We start from the raw sequence: 16,591 nt of genomic DNA on the forward strand, positions 1-16,591 counted from the left end.
GAAATAACAAAACAGGTGCCAGGCACCATTAGCGCTTTAAAGCGCTGGTGGTGCCTGGCACCTGTTGAATAAGAGAAAGTTGGTTTACCACCATGAAGCAGACAAAAACATGGCAAGAAAAGTTAAGGCTGTTAATGTTTATTCTTATCCCGATTCTAATCACGCAATTGGGGCTTTACGGAATGAATTTTTTTGACACAGTTATGTCGGGACAAGCGGGTGCGGATGACTTAGCAGGTGTAGCCATCGGATCGAGTATTTGGCTCCCGATTTTTACAGGGCTCGTTGGAATATTAATGGCATTAACACCAATATTGGCGCAGGACATAGGAGCGGAAAAATACGATAAGGTCCCTTTTTCTGTAATTCAAGCTACATATTTATCGATTGTAATTGTTATTGTAATTATTTTTTCAGGGATAATTGCTCTTAATCCCCTTCTAAACGCAATGAGTTTAACGGATGAGGTAAGAAGAATTGCCAAGCATTACTTAATCGGATTATCATTTGGAATTTTTCCGTTATTTTTATACACTGTACTTCGTTGCTTTTTTGATTCGTTAGGCCAAACGCGTGTTACGATGATTATTACTCTTCTTGCATTGCCGATTAATGTTTTCTTTAATTATATTTTAATTTTTGGGCATTTGGGTTTTCCGAGATTAGGTGGAGTAGGAGCAGGATATGCATCCTCGATCACGTATTGGTTTATATTAGTGATTGCTTTATTTTTCGTCATAAAAGTTCGTCCTTTTTCAGAGTACAATATTTTTAAAACGTTCTTCGGGGTGTCTTTTTCTGCATGGAAGGAGTTACTTTTACTTGGTCTACCGATAGGGTTTACGATCTTTTTTGAAACGAGTATCTTTGCAGCAGTAACATTACTAATGAGTCAATTCAACACTGAAACAATTGCGGCTCACCAAGCAGCCATTAATTTTGCGTCTTTATTATATATGATCCCAATGAGTGTTGCTTTTGCTTTAACGATTGCCGTAGGGTATGAGGTTGGTGCGAAACGTTTGCAAGATGCGAAACAGTATAGCTATCTAGGCATAGGGTTTGCGGTCTTATTCTCCCTCGTTGCCTCATTAATTTTATATGTTACAAGGGGACCTGTAGCTGGACTGTATTCAAACGATCCAACTGTGTTAATTTTAATTAAGCAGTTCCTTTTATACGCAATTTTCTTCCAGATCTCTGACGCATTAGCAACACCTATCCAAGGTGCATTAAGAGGTTATAAGGATGTTAATATTCCATTCGTTATGGCTTTAGTTTCCTTTTGGATCATTGGGTTGCCAACGGGTTATTTAACAGCCAATTATACTCCGCTTGGTCCATACGGATATTGGGTTGGTTTGATAACAGGCCTAGGATGTTGTGCTGCTGCCTTATTATATCGATTAGTCTTGGTTCAAAGAAAGTTTGCAGTAAAAACGAGTGCTTAGTGAAGCTGCAATTTAAGGGATTTATCCTTAATACGTTACGCACTGCATAAAAGTCTAGGATCGAATGCAAACGGTCCAGAAACAAAGGGCAACAAACTTTGATAGAGTTAAATATAAAAATAGTCTGGAGTGAACATCTTGGCAAAAAAGAAATATTATGTTGTTTGGAGTGGGAGAAAGACTGGTATATTCAACACATGGGCTGAATGTGAACGGCAAGTAAAAGGGTTTCAAGGTGCAAGGTTTAAGTCATTTGAAAGTAAAGCAGAGGCGGAAGCTGCTTTTTCTACTGGTCGAGCCCCGACAAGGAAAACTTCTGCAAATCAAAAATCGTCACAAGCAAAAGAAGAATCAATAAGCGATGTCGTGTGGGATAGTGTATCCGTTGATGTAGGGTGCAGGGGAAATCCTGGGATTGTAGAGTATAAGGGTGTACATACACAAACGGGAGAAATCCTCTTTTCACATCCTGAAATACATATCGGCACAAATAATATGGGAGAATTTTTAGCGATCGTACACGGGCTCGCATGGTTAAAGCAACAAGGGAAAGATGAAACACCGATCTACTCTGACTCCAAAACCGCAATGAAATGGGTAAAGGATAAAAGGGTTAATTCCAGCTTAAAACGTGATAAAGATACGGAGTACATCTGGACTTTGGTTGAACGTGCTGAAAAATGGTTGAAAGCAAACACATACAAAAATCCAATTCTTAAATGGCGCACAGAGCTATGGGGTGAGATTAAAGCCGATTATGGACGGAAATAAATCGATTTTCCGAGTCTTTAAAGAAGCAGATTTGTTTGTGGTGATGATAACATAAGATTATCTTATAAAATTGGTTTGGGGGTTTAAAAATGAGTGAAACGTATGAAAACCTTCTACAGCTGCAAAAGGATTATTTTTATAGTGGAGAAACTCTTAACGTTAACTTTCGGATTAAACAACTAAAGAAATTAAAAAAGGCTCTGAAGGCTAATGAAAAAAAATTAATCGAAGCACTACGTAAAGACTTAAATAAATCAGACTTTGAAGCATACTTGACGGAAATGGGTGTCCTTTACAGTGAAATTTCTGAAACAATTAAGCATGTAAAAGGCTGGGCAAAGCCCCGTAAAGTAAAAACGCCAATGACTCATGTTGGTTCAGAAAGCTACATTTATCCGCAGCCATACGGTGTATCCTTAATCATTTCACCTTGGAATTATCCCGTACAATTAACGATCGCACCGTTAATTGGAGCCATTGCTGCAGGCTGCTGTGCTGTTATAAAGCCATCGGAATTAACGCCACATTCATCTTCTGTTTTAGCACATTTATTGCAGCAAACATTTGACGAGCGTTATGTAGCAGTTGTTGAAGGTGATGTAGAAACGAGCACAGCTTTACTTGCTCTTAACTTTGATCATATATTTTTCACAGGAAGTGTAGCAGTTGGAAAAGTGGTTATGGAAGCAGCTGCAAAGCATTTAACACCGATTACACTTGAACTCGGAGGGAAGAGTCCGACAATCATACATGAAGATGCAAAACTAGATGTAGCCGCAAAGCGTATTGCTTGGGGTAAATTTACGAACGCTGGACAGACATGTATTGCACCAGACTATCTACTCGTTCATAAAAGTGTGAAGGAACCATTCATCAAGAAGTTAATCGAACAAATCAAGGCACAGTTTGGTGAGGATGCTTCACGTAACTCAGATTTTCCAATGGTTGTTAATGAAAGACACTTTGATCGTCTAACGAGTTATATGAAGGATGGAACAGTCATTTTTGGCGGGAACTCGATTAGAGAACGTCGTTTTATTGAACCAACAATACTACAGGATATTTCTTGGGATTCTCCTGTAATGGAGGAAGAAATCTTCGGTCCTATCCTTCCTGTGATTGAATATGAAACTGAACAAGAAGTAATAGAAATGGTGAGAAAACGACCTAACCCATTAGCGCTTTATCTCTTTACAGAAAACAAAAAGACAGAGGATACGATTATTAATCGTCTATCTTTTGGTGGCGGCTGCATAAACGATGTCATCTACCATGTTGGCACGTCACAATTACCATTCGGTGGAGTAGGTTCAAGTGGTATGGGTGCATATCATGGGAAATATAGTTTTGATGCATTTTCCCATGATAAAGGCGTATTACATCAGTCTACGAAAATGGATCTCCCACTAAGGTATCACAAAGCTAAAGGTGGATTAAAACTGATAAAGCGAATTATGAAATAAGTGCTTAACGAAGCTGACGAGAGGTCAGCTTTTTATTTTCTTACTAAACATAGTTAAGTTATCCTAATAAAAATATTTTTTAAGTTTTTGAAGGAAAAAAGCAATTAACCTAGTATTGTATATTTAGTGAAAATTTAGATAATTAAATTATTTTTAGAAACCTTTTTAGGAGTTATCGAACAATGGAATCGACTATTGAAGTAAAAACACCTTATGCCATTTCACATATGCTTGAACGATTAGCTGCTGACCCACTACATGTCGTTGATATTAAAAATCAGCAAGTTAAGCTTCCTTTTTACGAGGAAAGCAAAGTAATAACCGTTTCTTTTAAACAAAAACCTGGTGTAACTGAAGTAAAGATCACAGGAGATAGTTTGCAAAAAGAAAAAGTCCTAGAGAGGTTAGATCAAATTTTTCTATGGAGTGTTGATCTAGAAAGTATATCCGATCATTTTAATAGTACGAAACTAGCACCTCTGTTTGATGTGTTTTATGGGGCGCCGATTGTCTGTGACTTTGACCTTTATGGTTGTTTAATGAAAACGATTATTCATCAGCAATTAAATATGAAGTTTGCACACGAACTAACTTTTAGATTTGTTAAAGAGTTTGGATCTGTCATAGATGGAGTTTCATTTTATCCGCGGCCAGATCGAGTAAGTGAACTTACAGTAGATCAATTGCGTGAATTGCAATTTAGCGGACGTAAAGCCGAATACATCATTGATACATCTAGAAAAATTGCAAGTGGTGAATTAGACTTGGAGGCATTTCGTCATCAAAGTGATGAAGATGTTATTGACGAATTAATCAAAATTCGCGGCATAGGAAAGTGGACTGCAGAAAACTTTTTATTATTTGGCTTAGGGCGTCCCAATTTAATGCCAGCAGCAGATATAGGAATTCAAAATGCAATAAAACGTCTCTATCATCTAGATGCAAAACCAAGGTCTGAAGAGGTAATCGAGTATTCAAAGGAATGGCACCCTTATTGTAGTTATGCGAGTCTTTACTTATGGCTTAGTGTGGAGCGACCACATTTGCTAGAAGAAATTATAAAAAACTAGAATGCTGACGCGGTGACAAACATAGTATTGTAAAGTGTGTGTAGCAACAGCTACTGCATAGTATGTTTAGTGGTTGTCGCCTAGTTTAAGGTAAGCGCTTACAAACATTGTGTTTAAAAAGGGGACAGGCAAGTAACTTTTAAGGAATAGTTACTAGGATTTAGTTTAAAAGAAAATGAATAATCGATCTCTCTTGCTTACAGTGTAATACGGCGTTAGCCGAAATTATAAATAATTTAGATTTTTTAGGAGGCGAATTATTATGATGAATGTACCATTAAATATTTCTTCTATGATGGAAAGAGCAGAAAAGTATTTTCCGAAAAAAGAAGTGATTACTAGAACAGCAGATGGGATGAAGCGCCATACGTACCGCGAGATCGGTCAAAGAACAAGACAATTATCAAGTGCGTTACAAAAGCTTGGTGTTAAACAAGGAGACCGAGTTGGTACTTTTGCTTGGAACTCTCATCGTCACTTAGAAGCTTATTTTGCTATTCCAGGATTAGGTGCTGTATTACATACGATCAACATTCGTTTAGCAGCAGAGCATATTTCATACATCGTCAATCATGCTGAAGATAAAGTTCTTCTTATTGATAGTGACCTCCTACCATTAATCGAACGTGTAAAAGATGAATTAAACACAGTCGAAGCATACGTGGTTATGACAGATGGAGAATTACCAGAAACAAGTTTATCACCAGTATATTCATATGAAGAGCTACTAGCTGATGGAAACCCAGAATTTGAATTTATTAAAGATATTGATGAGAACTCTCCTGCAGGGATTTGCTATACATCAGCAACAACAGGAAACCCAAAAGGGGTAGTTTACAGTCATCGTGGTATTTTCCTACACAGTATGGCACTTGGCTTAGTGGATACAGCTGCAATTTCAGAATCTGATCGTTGTATGGCTGTTGTCCCAATGTTCCACGCAAATGCATGGGGAATGCCTTTTGCAGCAACGTGGTTCGGTTCCACACAAATTATGCCAGGAGCTCAGTTTACTCCAAAAGTTTTAGCAGAGCTTATTGCTAGTGAGAAAGTGACATTATCAGCAGGTGTACCGACTATTTGGTTAGGGCTCTTAAAGGAGCTTGAAGAAGGAGACTACGACACAAGTAGTTTACGAGCTGTATTATGTGGTGGATCGGCGGCTCCTGCAGCGATGATTAAAGCATTTGAAGTTAAATACGGAATTCCGTTCCTTCATGCTTATGGTATGACAGAGACGTGTCCGATTGTAACAGCTTCGACACTTAAAAGTTACCAAACTGAACTACCAGAAGAAGAGAAGTTAGCTATTCGAGCGAAGCAAGGTTTAGTTGTTCCTGGACTTGAAATTAAAGTTATTGGCCAAAATGGTGAAGTGAACTGGGATGGGGAAGAAATGGGAGAATTACTTATCCGTGGTCCTTGGATTGCAGACGAATACTACAAGGATGATCGAAGTAAAGATGCATTTCACAATGGGTGGCTTCATACAGGAGATGTAGCCGTAGTAGACGAAGAAGGAATAATTAAGTTAGTTGACCGCACGAAGGATTTAATTAAGAGTGGAGGTGAATGGATTTCTTCAGTTGATTTAGAGAACGGAATTATGGCACATGATGCAGTATTTGAGGCAGCGGTTATTGCAATCCCTCATCGAGAATGGCAAGAAAGACCTTTAGCGTGCGTAGTTTTACATGAACAATATAAAGATAAAGTATCAAAAGAAGATATTATTGAATTTTTACGTCCGCAATTTGCAAAATGGTGGTTACCAGATGATGTTGTCTTCTTAGATGAGATTCCAAAAACATCAGTCGGAAAATTCTTAAAACGAGCCCTACGTGACCAGTTGAAGGAGCACTTCCAAGTTCAATAATAAAAAATGTTAGTTAATATTTTTAGATTTAATCTAGTAAATAGATAAATAGTATTTAATAGTAACAGGACGATCAATTCACAAAGTCTTCCACTCTTGCCACAATACATGAGCAAAAAGCTTGTAACGTGTATTAAAAGAAGGAGCAGTGAATTGATCTTTTTTTGGCGTGAAGAACCAGGCTTTCACTTGGTTGAGGTGCAATAGCAAAAAGCAACAATCTGAAAAAAAGCCTTTTACAGTGACGATGATTTGTAATGATTAATTAGGTTTATTAACAAACGATAAAAATAAAAAATGGTAAATTTTTCTTTACCGATGGAATAAAGTTGGTAAAATGATATAAAGGTAATCTAAAATAATATTTGATAGATAGCGGAGCGTGATTAGTTGGCACTTATCTATATCTACTTGGGGATCTTGATCCTATTATTAATTGGTGAATTTATTAAAACAATTAACTTTAGTAAAAATAACGGGGTATTTGTTCAATCGAAGTTCTCCATTTGGTTATCGGTCTTACCTACACTAGTTGCTTTCCCTCTACAAGAAGGTTTAGATGATCGGTTTCACCTGATACTCTACATAACTGTTATAGGTATTTCACTGTTAATTCTATTAGCGAAGATGGCTAATATCGGTTATATTACAATTCATAAGTCAACGGGCCATCGAACCGCAGACGTAATTCGAAAATTATTACAGGACAGACAACTTAGTTTTAAAGAGGAAGAATACCTCGTTGATTTTAGTGAAATTAGTTTCATATTACCTGATAATCAATTAACCATTAATGTAGAGTGGAGCGAAGGAGAAAGTGTCTTTACAACCGTTAAGGTTCATTTTAAAAAAGCTTGGAAATATCCCGATGCTGAAGTTTTAAGAGAAGATATCGTCAATCAGTTACGGAACGATCTTGGTGAACGTTCTTTTACTAAAATAGTTTGGTTTAACATTGCTGGAGCAGCGACGGCTATAACCGCTTTAATGGCATTTTTATTTTATGTTAATTAAACGTTTATTTAAATGTTTTAAAACGGCTCCACACGATGAGTTCAAAAATTAATAGGCTGTAACACAGTTTTTATTTTAAATTGCACTAATAAAAATTGAAAATTGCACATAATAACAGGAAAGTCTTTAATAAAGAGGGATTAGTAATGTTGCTTTCAAACAGTGTAATTAACACAATTTCAGTATTGTCTGCTTTAATTTCGATGATCCTTGTGTTATCTCTGCAATGGAATATTGAGCGAGAAACAAAAGAACGGAGACTTTCGCTTTTTTTCCATTGTATAAATGCTTTAGTGATGCTTATGTTTTATAGCACATCACAACTAGCATTGTATGGTTCTGTTTCTACGTATAGTGATCATGGTGGGTTTGCGCGTGTTCTACTAGAAGCCTTGGTTTTTCCGATTCCATTTATAGCGGTTACTTATATTCTAGCTGCAATTAGTTATCGTTCTTTCGTTACTCCCTATGTAAAGGTAAAAGGATCAAACTTGGTTGTGTTAAAACGTAGACGAAGATGGAGAACTTAAAATTAATATTATCGTATTATGTTGAAATAGGATTTTGTTTAAATCACTAGGCTGAAAAAAAGGTCTGGTGTTTTTTTTGTCTAAATCATGCTGTTCGAGTTTGTCACCTGAACACAGTCATTTAAACGAAGATTTTGGAAAATATGTGATGTAATTGACGAGCTTTTCTGGATATTTCTGTTGGAGTAAAAGAGCTATAAAATCAATTGACATATTTGTATATACAAGTTAATATTTGAAGTGTCAACCCCTTGTATATACAAGTTTAATAAAAGCGTATTTTTGGGGAATTTATCCATACTACATAATGTACTTTAAATAGAATAAGAAACTGTTATGGTGAAACATTAAATGGTAGGAATAATTGGATGTATTCTCATTTATAAGTCAGAAATGAAAACGATATCATTCTAAAGGAGAGTTGGGTATGGCCGATGTGAATAGACAAACAGTCGAACAAATAATCGAAGCCATTGGTGGAAAAGAAAACATTGCTTCTGCCAGTCATTGTGTAACCCGTTTACGTTTTGCGTTGCACGATGAAGGTAAAGTCGATCAAGAAAAATTAAATAATATTGATATGGTTAAAGGTTCGTTTGCTACAAACGGACAATTCCAAGTCATTATTGGACAAGGTCTTGTAGACAAGGTGTATAAAGAGCTCGTTAATATTACAGGGATTGGGGAATCAAGTAAGGAAGATACGAAAAGTGCAGCAGAGAAAAATTTAAACCCGCTTCAACGTGCGATTAAAACATTAGCTGATATTTTTATTCCAATTCTACCTGCAATTGTTACAGCTGGTTTATTAATGGGGGTTAACAACGTTTTAACGGCTCCAGACATTTTTTATACTGGACAAGGGATTGTTGATGTTCATGAACAGTGGGCCGATTTTGCTGGAATCATTAACTTAATCGCAAATACCGCCTTCGTTTTCCTCCCAGGATTAATCGGTTGGTCAGCGGTAAAACGCTTTGGTGGTAATCCACTGCTTGGTATTGTATTAGGTTTAATGCTCGTTCATCCAGATTTACTTAATGCATGGGCATACGGGGCCGCCTTAGAAGCAGGAGAAATTCCGTACTGGAACTTATTTGGATTAGAAATTGCGAAGCTAGGTTACCAAGGACAGGTACTTCCTATTCTTGTTGCATCCTACGTATTGGCGAAAATGGAGTTAGCACTAAACAAACGGGTGCCTGATACAATCAAGCTTTTAGTCGTAGCACCTGTTGCCTTGCTTGTTACTGGTTTTATTGCATTCGTAGCGATTGGACCTGTTACTTTTACAATTGGTAACTGGATTACAGATCTTTTTGTTTGGACTTTTGGTAACTTTGCAGCAATTGGCGGTCTACTTTACGGCGCAATTTACGCACCACTCGTTATTACAGGGATGCACCATACGTTCTTAGCCGTTGATTTACAGCTGATCGGTAGCATTGGTGGTACATTCTTATGGCCTATTGTGGCACTTTCAAATATTGCACAAGGTTCAGCTGCATTAGCGATGTACTTTGCAACAAGAGAAGACAAATTAAAAGGGTTGTCATTATCTTCATCAATTTCAGCCTACTTAGGTATTACTGAACCCGCGATGTTTGGGGTTAACTTGCGATTTAGATATCCATTCATCTGCGCAATTATAGGGGCAGCAACAGCAGGTATGTTTATTACGATTAGTAACGTTATTGCTCCATCTATCGGTGTCGGTGGTTTACCTGCATTCTTCTCCATTGTTGCTGATAAGTGGGTACCTTTCTTTATCGGTATGGGCATTGCAATTATCATTCCGTTTACATTAACATATCTCTTCGCAAAATATAAAAAATTACAGTAGTAGTGAGAGTTCGGAAATGAGGTCAACATTCTCGAACAATCACTAAGTACAAAAAAATACCATTGGTATGCCACTTTGCAGCCAATGGTATTTTTTAAAAAAAGCGCTGTTAAAATTTGAGTTTATATTTTAAGGCGCTTTAAGTATGAAATAAATGTATAGCAACTATATTCTGTTTTAAAAATGCTTAAAAATAAGGGTGGAAACGACGATGGAAAAGTCCTGGTGGAAGGAAAGTGTAGTTTATCAAATCTATCCTCGAAGCTTTATGGATTCCAATGGTGATGGGATCGGCGACATTCAAGGTATTATTTCAAGACTCGATTATTTACATGAACTTGGAATTGATGTGATTTGGCTCTCGCCTGTATATCGGTCACCAAATGATGATAATGGATATGATATTTCTGATTATCAAGAAATAATGGATGAATTCGGGACGATGGAAGAATGGGAACAACTATTAGCAGAAGTACATAATCGAGGAATGAAATTAATTATGGACCTTGTAGTTAATCATAGTTCCGATGAGCATCAGTGGTTTGTTGAAGCAAGGTCTTCAAAGGAGAATAGGTATCGCGATTATTATATATGGAGACCTGGCAAAGATGGAAAGGAACCGAACAACTGGGGCTCGAATTTCGGTGGTTCGGCTTGGGAGTATGATGAAAGGACCGATGAATACTTTTTACATCTTTTCTCTAAAAAACAGCCTGATTTGAATTGGGAGAACCGCGCGCTTCGCGAAGAGATTTATAAGATGATGACATGGTGGTTAGATAAAGGGATTGACGGGTTCCGGATGGATGTTATCAATTTCATTAGTAAAGTTGAGGGTTTACCAAATGATGAGGTGAAGCCTGGAAATAAATATGCATCAGGAAGTAAATATTATCGGAATGGGCCTAGAATTCACGAATATTTACAAGAAATGCATCAAGAAGTGCTATCAAAATATGACGTTATGACGGTCGGTGAAATGCCAGGAGTAACACCAGAGTTGGCTAAACTATATACGGCAGATGACAGAAATGAACTGAATATGGTGTTTCAATTTGAACATATGGGACTAGATAATGGAACAAATGGCAAGTGGGATTTAAAAGAACTTCATTTAAATGACTTAAAAACTAACCTATCTAAGTGGCAAACGGAACTAGAGCATAAAGGATGGAACAGCTTGTATTTAAACAATCATGACCAGCCACGTTCTGTTTCTCGATTTGGAGATGATAGACAATATCACTATGAGTCAGCAACGATGCTCGCCACTTTATTACATATGATGAAAGGGACACCATACGTTTATCAAGGAGAAGAGTTTGGAATGACGAACGTCAACTTTCCATCCATTGAAGATTATCGAGACATTGAAACATTAAATTTTTACAGTGAGGCAAAAGAACAAGGCGAGTCTGAAGAGCAAATCATGGCCAGTTTGTATGCGAAAAGTAGAGATAACGCAAGAACTCCAGTTCAATGGGATGATAGTCTAAACGCAGGATTTACGTCGGGTATACCGTGGATAGAAGTAAATCCAAATTATATGGAAATCAATGCGAAGAAGGCAATGGAAGATTCCAATTCAATCTTTCATTACTATAAGAAGCTAATTCAACTAAGAAAACAAAATGAAGTGATTGTTTATGGGACTTATAAGTTGCTTCTTGAAGAACATCCTGCTGTGTTTGCTTATGAGCGGAAGTTAGACACTCAAACATTATATGTCATTTGTAACTTCTATGGTGAAAGAACAACGGTGGATCTCGAAGAATTGAATGGAGCCCAGCTATTACTTAGTAATTATAAAAAAGACGAAACGAATGAATATAAACCATACGAAGCAAGAGTCTATTTAGTTGAAAAACAACAATGAGGATGGTGCAGCAATGAACGAATGGTGGAGAAAATCAACCGTATATCAAATATATCCAAAAAGCTTTAATGATACGACAGGAAATGGTGTAGGTGATATTCAAGGAATTATCGATAAACTGGACTATTTAAAAAAGCTCGGCATTGATGTCATTTGGCTTACACCGATTTACAAATCCCCACAAATTGATAATGGTTACGATATTAGTGATTACTTTTCAATTCATGAAGAGTACGGAACAATGGAAGACTTTGATCGGCTATTAACGGAGGCACACAATCGAGAAATTAAAGTCATTATGGATATCGTAGTCAATCATACTTCAACCGAACATGAGTGGTTTAAGAAATCACAGCAATCGAAAGATAACCCATATCGAGATTTTTATATTTGGAAAGACCCTGTTGACGGAAAAGAACCAACGAATTGGATTTCGAAATTTGGTGGTTCGGCTTGGAAATTGGATGAAAAGACAAACCAATATTACTTGCACCTTTTTGATGTAACTCAAGCTGATCTTAACTGGGAAAATGAAGAAGTCCGAAAACAAGTTTATGACATGATGCACTTCTGGTTTAAAAAAGGTGTAGATGGTTTCCGTTTAGATGTCATTAATTTAATATCAAAGGATCAACGGTTTGCAAATGATGATGGGTCAGTCCCTCCTGGTGATGGACGAAAGTTTTATACAGATGGACCACGAGTCCATGAGTTTATGAAAGAAATGAATAAAGAAGTTTTCTCGAACTATGACAGTATGACAGTTGGGGAAATGTCTTCAACGACGATTGATCACTGTATTCAATATACGAATCCTAATAGTAATGAACTCAGCATGACCTTTAATTTTCATCACTTAAAAGTTGACTATCCGAACGGTGAAAAATGGGCGATAGGTGACATGAACTTCCTTGCACTGAAGGATATTCTTTCGAAATGGCAAATTGAAATGCATAAAGGTGGAGGCTGGAATGCTCTGTTCTGGTGTAATCATGATCAACCACGTGTAGTTACTCGCTATGGAAATGATGAAGAATTCCATAACGAATCGGCTAAAATGCTTGCAACAACGATTCATATGATGCAAGGGACACCGTATATTTATCAAGGTGAAGAATTTGGCATGACAGACCCTAAGTTCAATAATATTAATGATTATCGCGATGTTGAGACATTGAATTATTACGAAATAATGAAGCAAAAAGGTATGGCAGAAGAAGAAATAATGGAAATTATCAAGCGGAAATCACGTGATAATTCAAGGACACCAGTTCAATGGAATAGTGAAAAGAATGCTGGGTTTTCAACAGCAACTCCTTGGATTAATGTGGCTAGCAATTACACTGAAATTAATGCAGAAAAAGCTTTGCAAGATACAAATTCAGTATTCTATCATTACCAACAGTTAATCCAGTTGCGCAAAGAGTACGATATTATTACGTATGGTGATTATCAGTTAATCGATCGTGAACATGAAGAGATATTCGGATATGTACGTTCGTATAACGATGAGAAGCTACTAGTATTAAATAATTTTTCTAGTAAAGAAGTGACTTATGAACTTCCACCATCAATGGATGTCGGCTCGTTTAGTCATGAGGTTCTTATTTCAAATTATGCGGATCCTGCACCATTAAGTAATAATTTGAGTATACGTCCTTATGAATCGGTCGTTTATCATCTATCTAAGAAGTGATACAATTGTAATTGGTGATATTTGTGAAAAATAAATACGTAAAAATATATGAAGAACTTTCAACGAGAATAGAGGAAGGAGACTATCCAGTAAATAGTCTTCTTCCATCAGAAAACGACCTGGTCGAGCTTCATTCAACATCACGGGAAACGATTCGGAAAGCCTTAAAATTGCTTTCTGAAAGAGGATATATTCAAAAGGTACAAGGTAAAGGTTCGATTGTGCTAGATGTTCAAAAGTTAAATTTCCCGATTTCTGGACTCGTTAGCTTTAAAGAATTAGCGAAAAAAATGGGAGACCGGGCAAATACGATCGTAGAAGAGTTTACTGAAATGAAGCCAAACCCTTTTTTAAAAGATCAATTAAAGGCAACTGATGAAGATGAAATTTGGAAAGTCATTCGTATTCGAGAAATCGGAAAAGAGAAAATTATTTTAGACAAAGATTTTTTATTAAAAAAATACGTACCTAATCTAACAAGGTCGGTTTGTGAAAACTCGATTTATGAATATATTGAAGAAGACCTTGGATTAACAATTAGTTTCGCAAAAAAAGAAATAACTGTTGAAGAACCGACAGAGGAAGATCGACGTTTACTTGATCTTGAGGGGTTTGTTAATGTCGTTGTTGTAAAGAACTTTGTTTACTTAGAGGATGCTAGTTTATTTCAATACACGGAATCTCGCCACAGACCAGATAAATTCAGGTTTGTTGATTTCGCAAGAAGGAAAATAAATTAAATGATGTTTTTCGTAAACTTTGTTGGACCACTTCGCTAATTTATTTAATAAGCTACACGCTAAGTTGTGAAGAACCAACCTTTTGTTTGATTAATGGCCCAATTGCAAAAAGCAACAATCTTTGAGAAAGAATCAAATTAAAACAACCCCACCCCTGCTTTAACTATGCCAAACGAGTTGGAGCAAGGGTTTTTTTAGTTCTTGTAATCATTATGTTGAGGGTCTAGAGTTTATGGTTATTAAAATAACAATTTTCAGCTGAATTTGTCCTTGCTGAAAACCTAGGTTATTAGATTAATAGTGAAAAAGGCATGGGTAATTTTACATTATATCTATTGGTCAGAATATAAAAATTGTAAGGAAAATCAAGGGTATATTGGCGAATTTGGCCATATTTTTAGTCAAGGTAGAATTATGACGAATATTGAAGAAAAGGTACGAATTTCACTTACAGATATAGCTTTTGTCGCATATTATAGATAGGTGAAGTCAACCAGTACGCACTTTTTATGGATATTTTACTTTTGGTATTGATTTTTTGTTCATTTTTTTGATAACAGTTGTTGTAGTAGCAATAGTAGCTACAGTCTAAATCATTAACAGCCTATGTATGCATTAACATTAGATATTTGTACATCTATGAGGAAACAAATTAATAACATAGGTCAAAGATATATATTGTATTTAACCCAGTATTTAAATTAGGAGAAAGTTTGGAGGAGGAACAATTGAAGACTATTTTGATTTATTTTGTTTTATTTTTATCAATTATTACTCTTGTAGCTTGTAATCAAGGTTACCACGAAAATGTCACTTTCATAGAGTCTTCAGCGATAGAGAGCTTTCCAATACCAGAAAATGCAGAAGTGACAACAGATCGAACACCTACCCAGCCGAATATTGAAAAGTATGTATTATATAAATTAAGGAATGGAAGGCATGGGATGCTCCCACCACAGCGCTATTTAGAAGAAATAAAAGCATGGGGATGGACAGAGCTTGAGGAAGAAAGGTTCGGAGTAAAAAATGTCTTTAAAAAAGATGAGATAAAAGTTTGGTTAGTATATGAGAATGATGTATTTTCAATTAGTGAGGTAAGTGAGGGTAAATGATTAATCAGTGAGTCTGTATGACGTCAGGCTCATTTTTTATAAGTGTCACAAAGAAAGGGCTAGAGGATGAATTTGTCTGCAATTCATTCTCTAGCTTTACACGTTTATTTCGATTTTTCCGCTTGTAAATAACGTTTGTCCTTCATAAACAATCTCCAGAAAATGTAGAATGCAGGTACCAAAATGGCTAATCCGATTCCATAGCCAATTAGTAAAGAATAGAACATCGTTTCATTAGTAAACGCGTCATAAATGGTCAAATCAGGATATAAGATATAAGGCATATGAGCCATCCCATAAGCAAAGCTGGCTAATCCAAATTGGGTAATAATCGCAAGCACTGCAACGCGAGGCTGCCCAATATCGACCTTTTTCGATGGCCACCATAATGCACTATATCCTACAGCAAAAGCTACTAATGATAGAGCAAATAATTCCCATTCTCTTGCCATATTATCTACCATCCATTGAGCCTCTGGAATCAGTGTTAAAGTCGCAGCGACTGCAAAACACAACGTAATCGGACCAAGAATGATTGCATTTCTTCGATAAACATGATAGGTCCCCAGGGAGTTAGCTTCTCGAGCATAATCACTTAATAACAGCGAGGAGAGAAATAACTCCGTACTTAACCCAAAGCCTAGATGAGCGTATAACGTAGGACTAGTTAGAAGTTGGTCGTATAAAATATATTGCCTTGTTCCAACAGTTTCTACAAATCCCCCAATAGCGATCGGGAGCATACTGACCATTAAAGCAGGGATTAAAAGGCCTGTGATTCCAGAAATGACGGTTAACATTTTCGTATACTTTTGTACGGTATAAGAGTAGACCATAAAGGCACTGCGTATGGTTAGCAAAAGTAAAACGAAGCTAACAGGAACAATCATAATTGTACCTAGTGAAAAGGCTGCGCCTGGAAAAAAGCCAACGAGAGCAACCACTAATAAGACTAGAAAAACATTCGTTACTTCCCAAGACGGTGAAAGGTAACGATTTGCGATACTTGAAGCTTTTGTATCTTTTCGACCATAATAAAACATCGCCCAAAATCCCGCTCCAAAATCAATCGAACCTCCAATAGAGTATACGAATAAAAATACCCAAATTAATACAATAGCAATATAAACTTCATTCAAGGAATATTCC

General features: G+C 36.6%; 13 protein-coding genes. 12 read left to right on the forward strand and 1 reads right to left on the reverse strand.

Features of this window, described 5'->3' with window-relative positions; all coding sequences use genetic code 11:
* The first annotated feature begins 92 nt into the window (after window positions 1–92).
* The 12 genes from GKP30_RS14830 to GKP30_RS14885 all read left to right on the forward strand — a co-directional run bounded on the left by GKP30_RS14830 (window position 93) and on the right by GKP30_RS14885 (window position 15,442).
* Entirely contained in the window at window positions 93–1,451 is a 1,359-nt protein-coding gene (locus GKP30_RS14830; protein ID WP_216830235.1) for an MATE family efflux transporter, read from the forward strand.
* A gap of 138 nt (window positions 1,452–1,589) precedes the next feature.
* The gene (gene rnhA, locus GKP30_RS14835; protein ID WP_216830236.1) at window positions 1,590–2,222 is read left to right on the forward strand and encodes a ribonuclease H; all 633 of its coding nucleotides are present in this window, start codon (window positions 1,590–1,592) and stop codon (window positions 2,220–2,222) included.
* A gap of 89 nt (window positions 2,223–2,311) precedes the next feature.
* The gene (locus GKP30_RS14840; RefSeq protein WP_216830237.1) at window positions 2,312–3,685 is read left to right on the forward strand and encodes an aldehyde dehydrogenase; all 1,374 of its coding nucleotides are present in this window, start codon (window positions 2,312–2,314) and stop codon (window positions 3,683–3,685) included.
* A gap of 182 nt (window positions 3,686–3,867) precedes the next feature.
* Window positions 3,868–4,755, forward strand: a complete 888-nt coding sequence (locus GKP30_RS14845) for a DNA-3-methyladenine glycosylase family protein (RefSeq protein WP_216830238.1) — start codon at window positions 3,868–3,870, stop codon at window positions 4,753–4,755.
* 262 nt (window positions 4,756–5,017) lie between these two features.
* The gene (locus tag GKP30_RS14850) at window positions 5,018–6,631 is read left to right on the forward strand and encodes a long-chain fatty acid--CoA ligase (protein WP_216830239.1); all 1,614 of its coding nucleotides are present in this window, start codon (window positions 5,018–5,020) and stop codon (window positions 6,629–6,631) included.
* A gap of 390 nt (window positions 6,632–7,021) precedes the next feature.
* A complete protein-coding gene (locus GKP30_RS14855) occupies window positions 7,022–7,645 on the forward strand; it encodes a hypothetical protein (RefSeq protein WP_216830240.1) in 624 nt (207 codons plus the stop codon).
* Window positions 7,646–7,791: 146 nt separating this feature from the next.
* Entirely contained in the window at window positions 7,792–8,175 is a 384-nt protein-coding gene (locus tag GKP30_RS14860) for a hypothetical protein (protein ID WP_216830241.1), read from the forward strand.
* A 427-nt stretch (window positions 8,176–8,602) separates the two neighbouring features.
* Entirely contained in the window at window positions 8,603–10,018 is a 1,416-nt protein-coding gene (treP, locus tag GKP30_RS14865) for a PTS system trehalose-specific EIIBC component (RefSeq protein WP_216830242.1), read from the forward strand.
* A gap of 211 nt (window positions 10,019–10,229) precedes the next feature.
* The gene (locus tag GKP30_RS14870; RefSeq protein ID WP_216830243.1) at window positions 10,230–11,894 is read left to right on the forward strand and encodes a glycoside hydrolase family 13 protein; all 1,665 of its coding nucleotides are present in this window, start codon (window positions 10,230–10,232) and stop codon (window positions 11,892–11,894) included.
* A 13-nt stretch (window positions 11,895–11,907) separates the two neighbouring features.
* Window positions 11,908–13,590 carry an alpha,alpha-phosphotrehalase gene (treC, locus tag GKP30_RS14875; RefSeq protein ID WP_216830263.1) on the forward strand — a complete coding sequence of 561 codons (1,683 nt, stop codon included), beginning with the start codon at window positions 11,908–11,910 and terminating at the stop codon, window positions 13,588–13,590.
* Window positions 13,591–13,613: 23 nt separating this feature from the next.
* Window positions 13,614–14,330: a trehalose operon repressor gene (gene treR, locus GKP30_RS14880; RefSeq protein ID WP_216830244.1), complete on the forward strand. Its 717-nt coding sequence runs from the start codon at window positions 13,614–13,616 to the stop codon at window positions 14,328–14,330.
* 728 nt (window positions 14,331–15,058) lie between these two features.
* Complete coding sequence (locus GKP30_RS14885) at window positions 15,059–15,442, forward strand: hypothetical protein (protein WP_216830245.1); 384 nt, start codon at window positions 15,059–15,061, stop codon at window positions 15,440–15,442.
* Window positions 15,443–15,546: 104 nt separating this feature from the next.
* Here GKP30_RS14885 and GKP30_RS14890 read toward each other — a convergent pair whose 3' ends face one another.
* Window positions 15,547–16,581: a cytochrome d ubiquinol oxidase subunit II gene (locus GKP30_RS14890; protein ID WP_216830246.1), complete on the reverse strand. Its 1,035-nt coding sequence runs from the start codon at window positions 16,579–16,581 to the stop codon at window positions 15,547–15,549.
* Window positions 16,582–16,591: the final 10 nt, after the last annotated feature.

Origin of the sequence: Alkalihalobacterium elongatum, assembly GCF_019024285.1 — a bacterium.
Lineage (GTDB): Bacteria > Bacillota > Bacilli > Bacillales > Bacillaceae_F > Alkalihalobacterium > Alkalihalobacterium elongatum.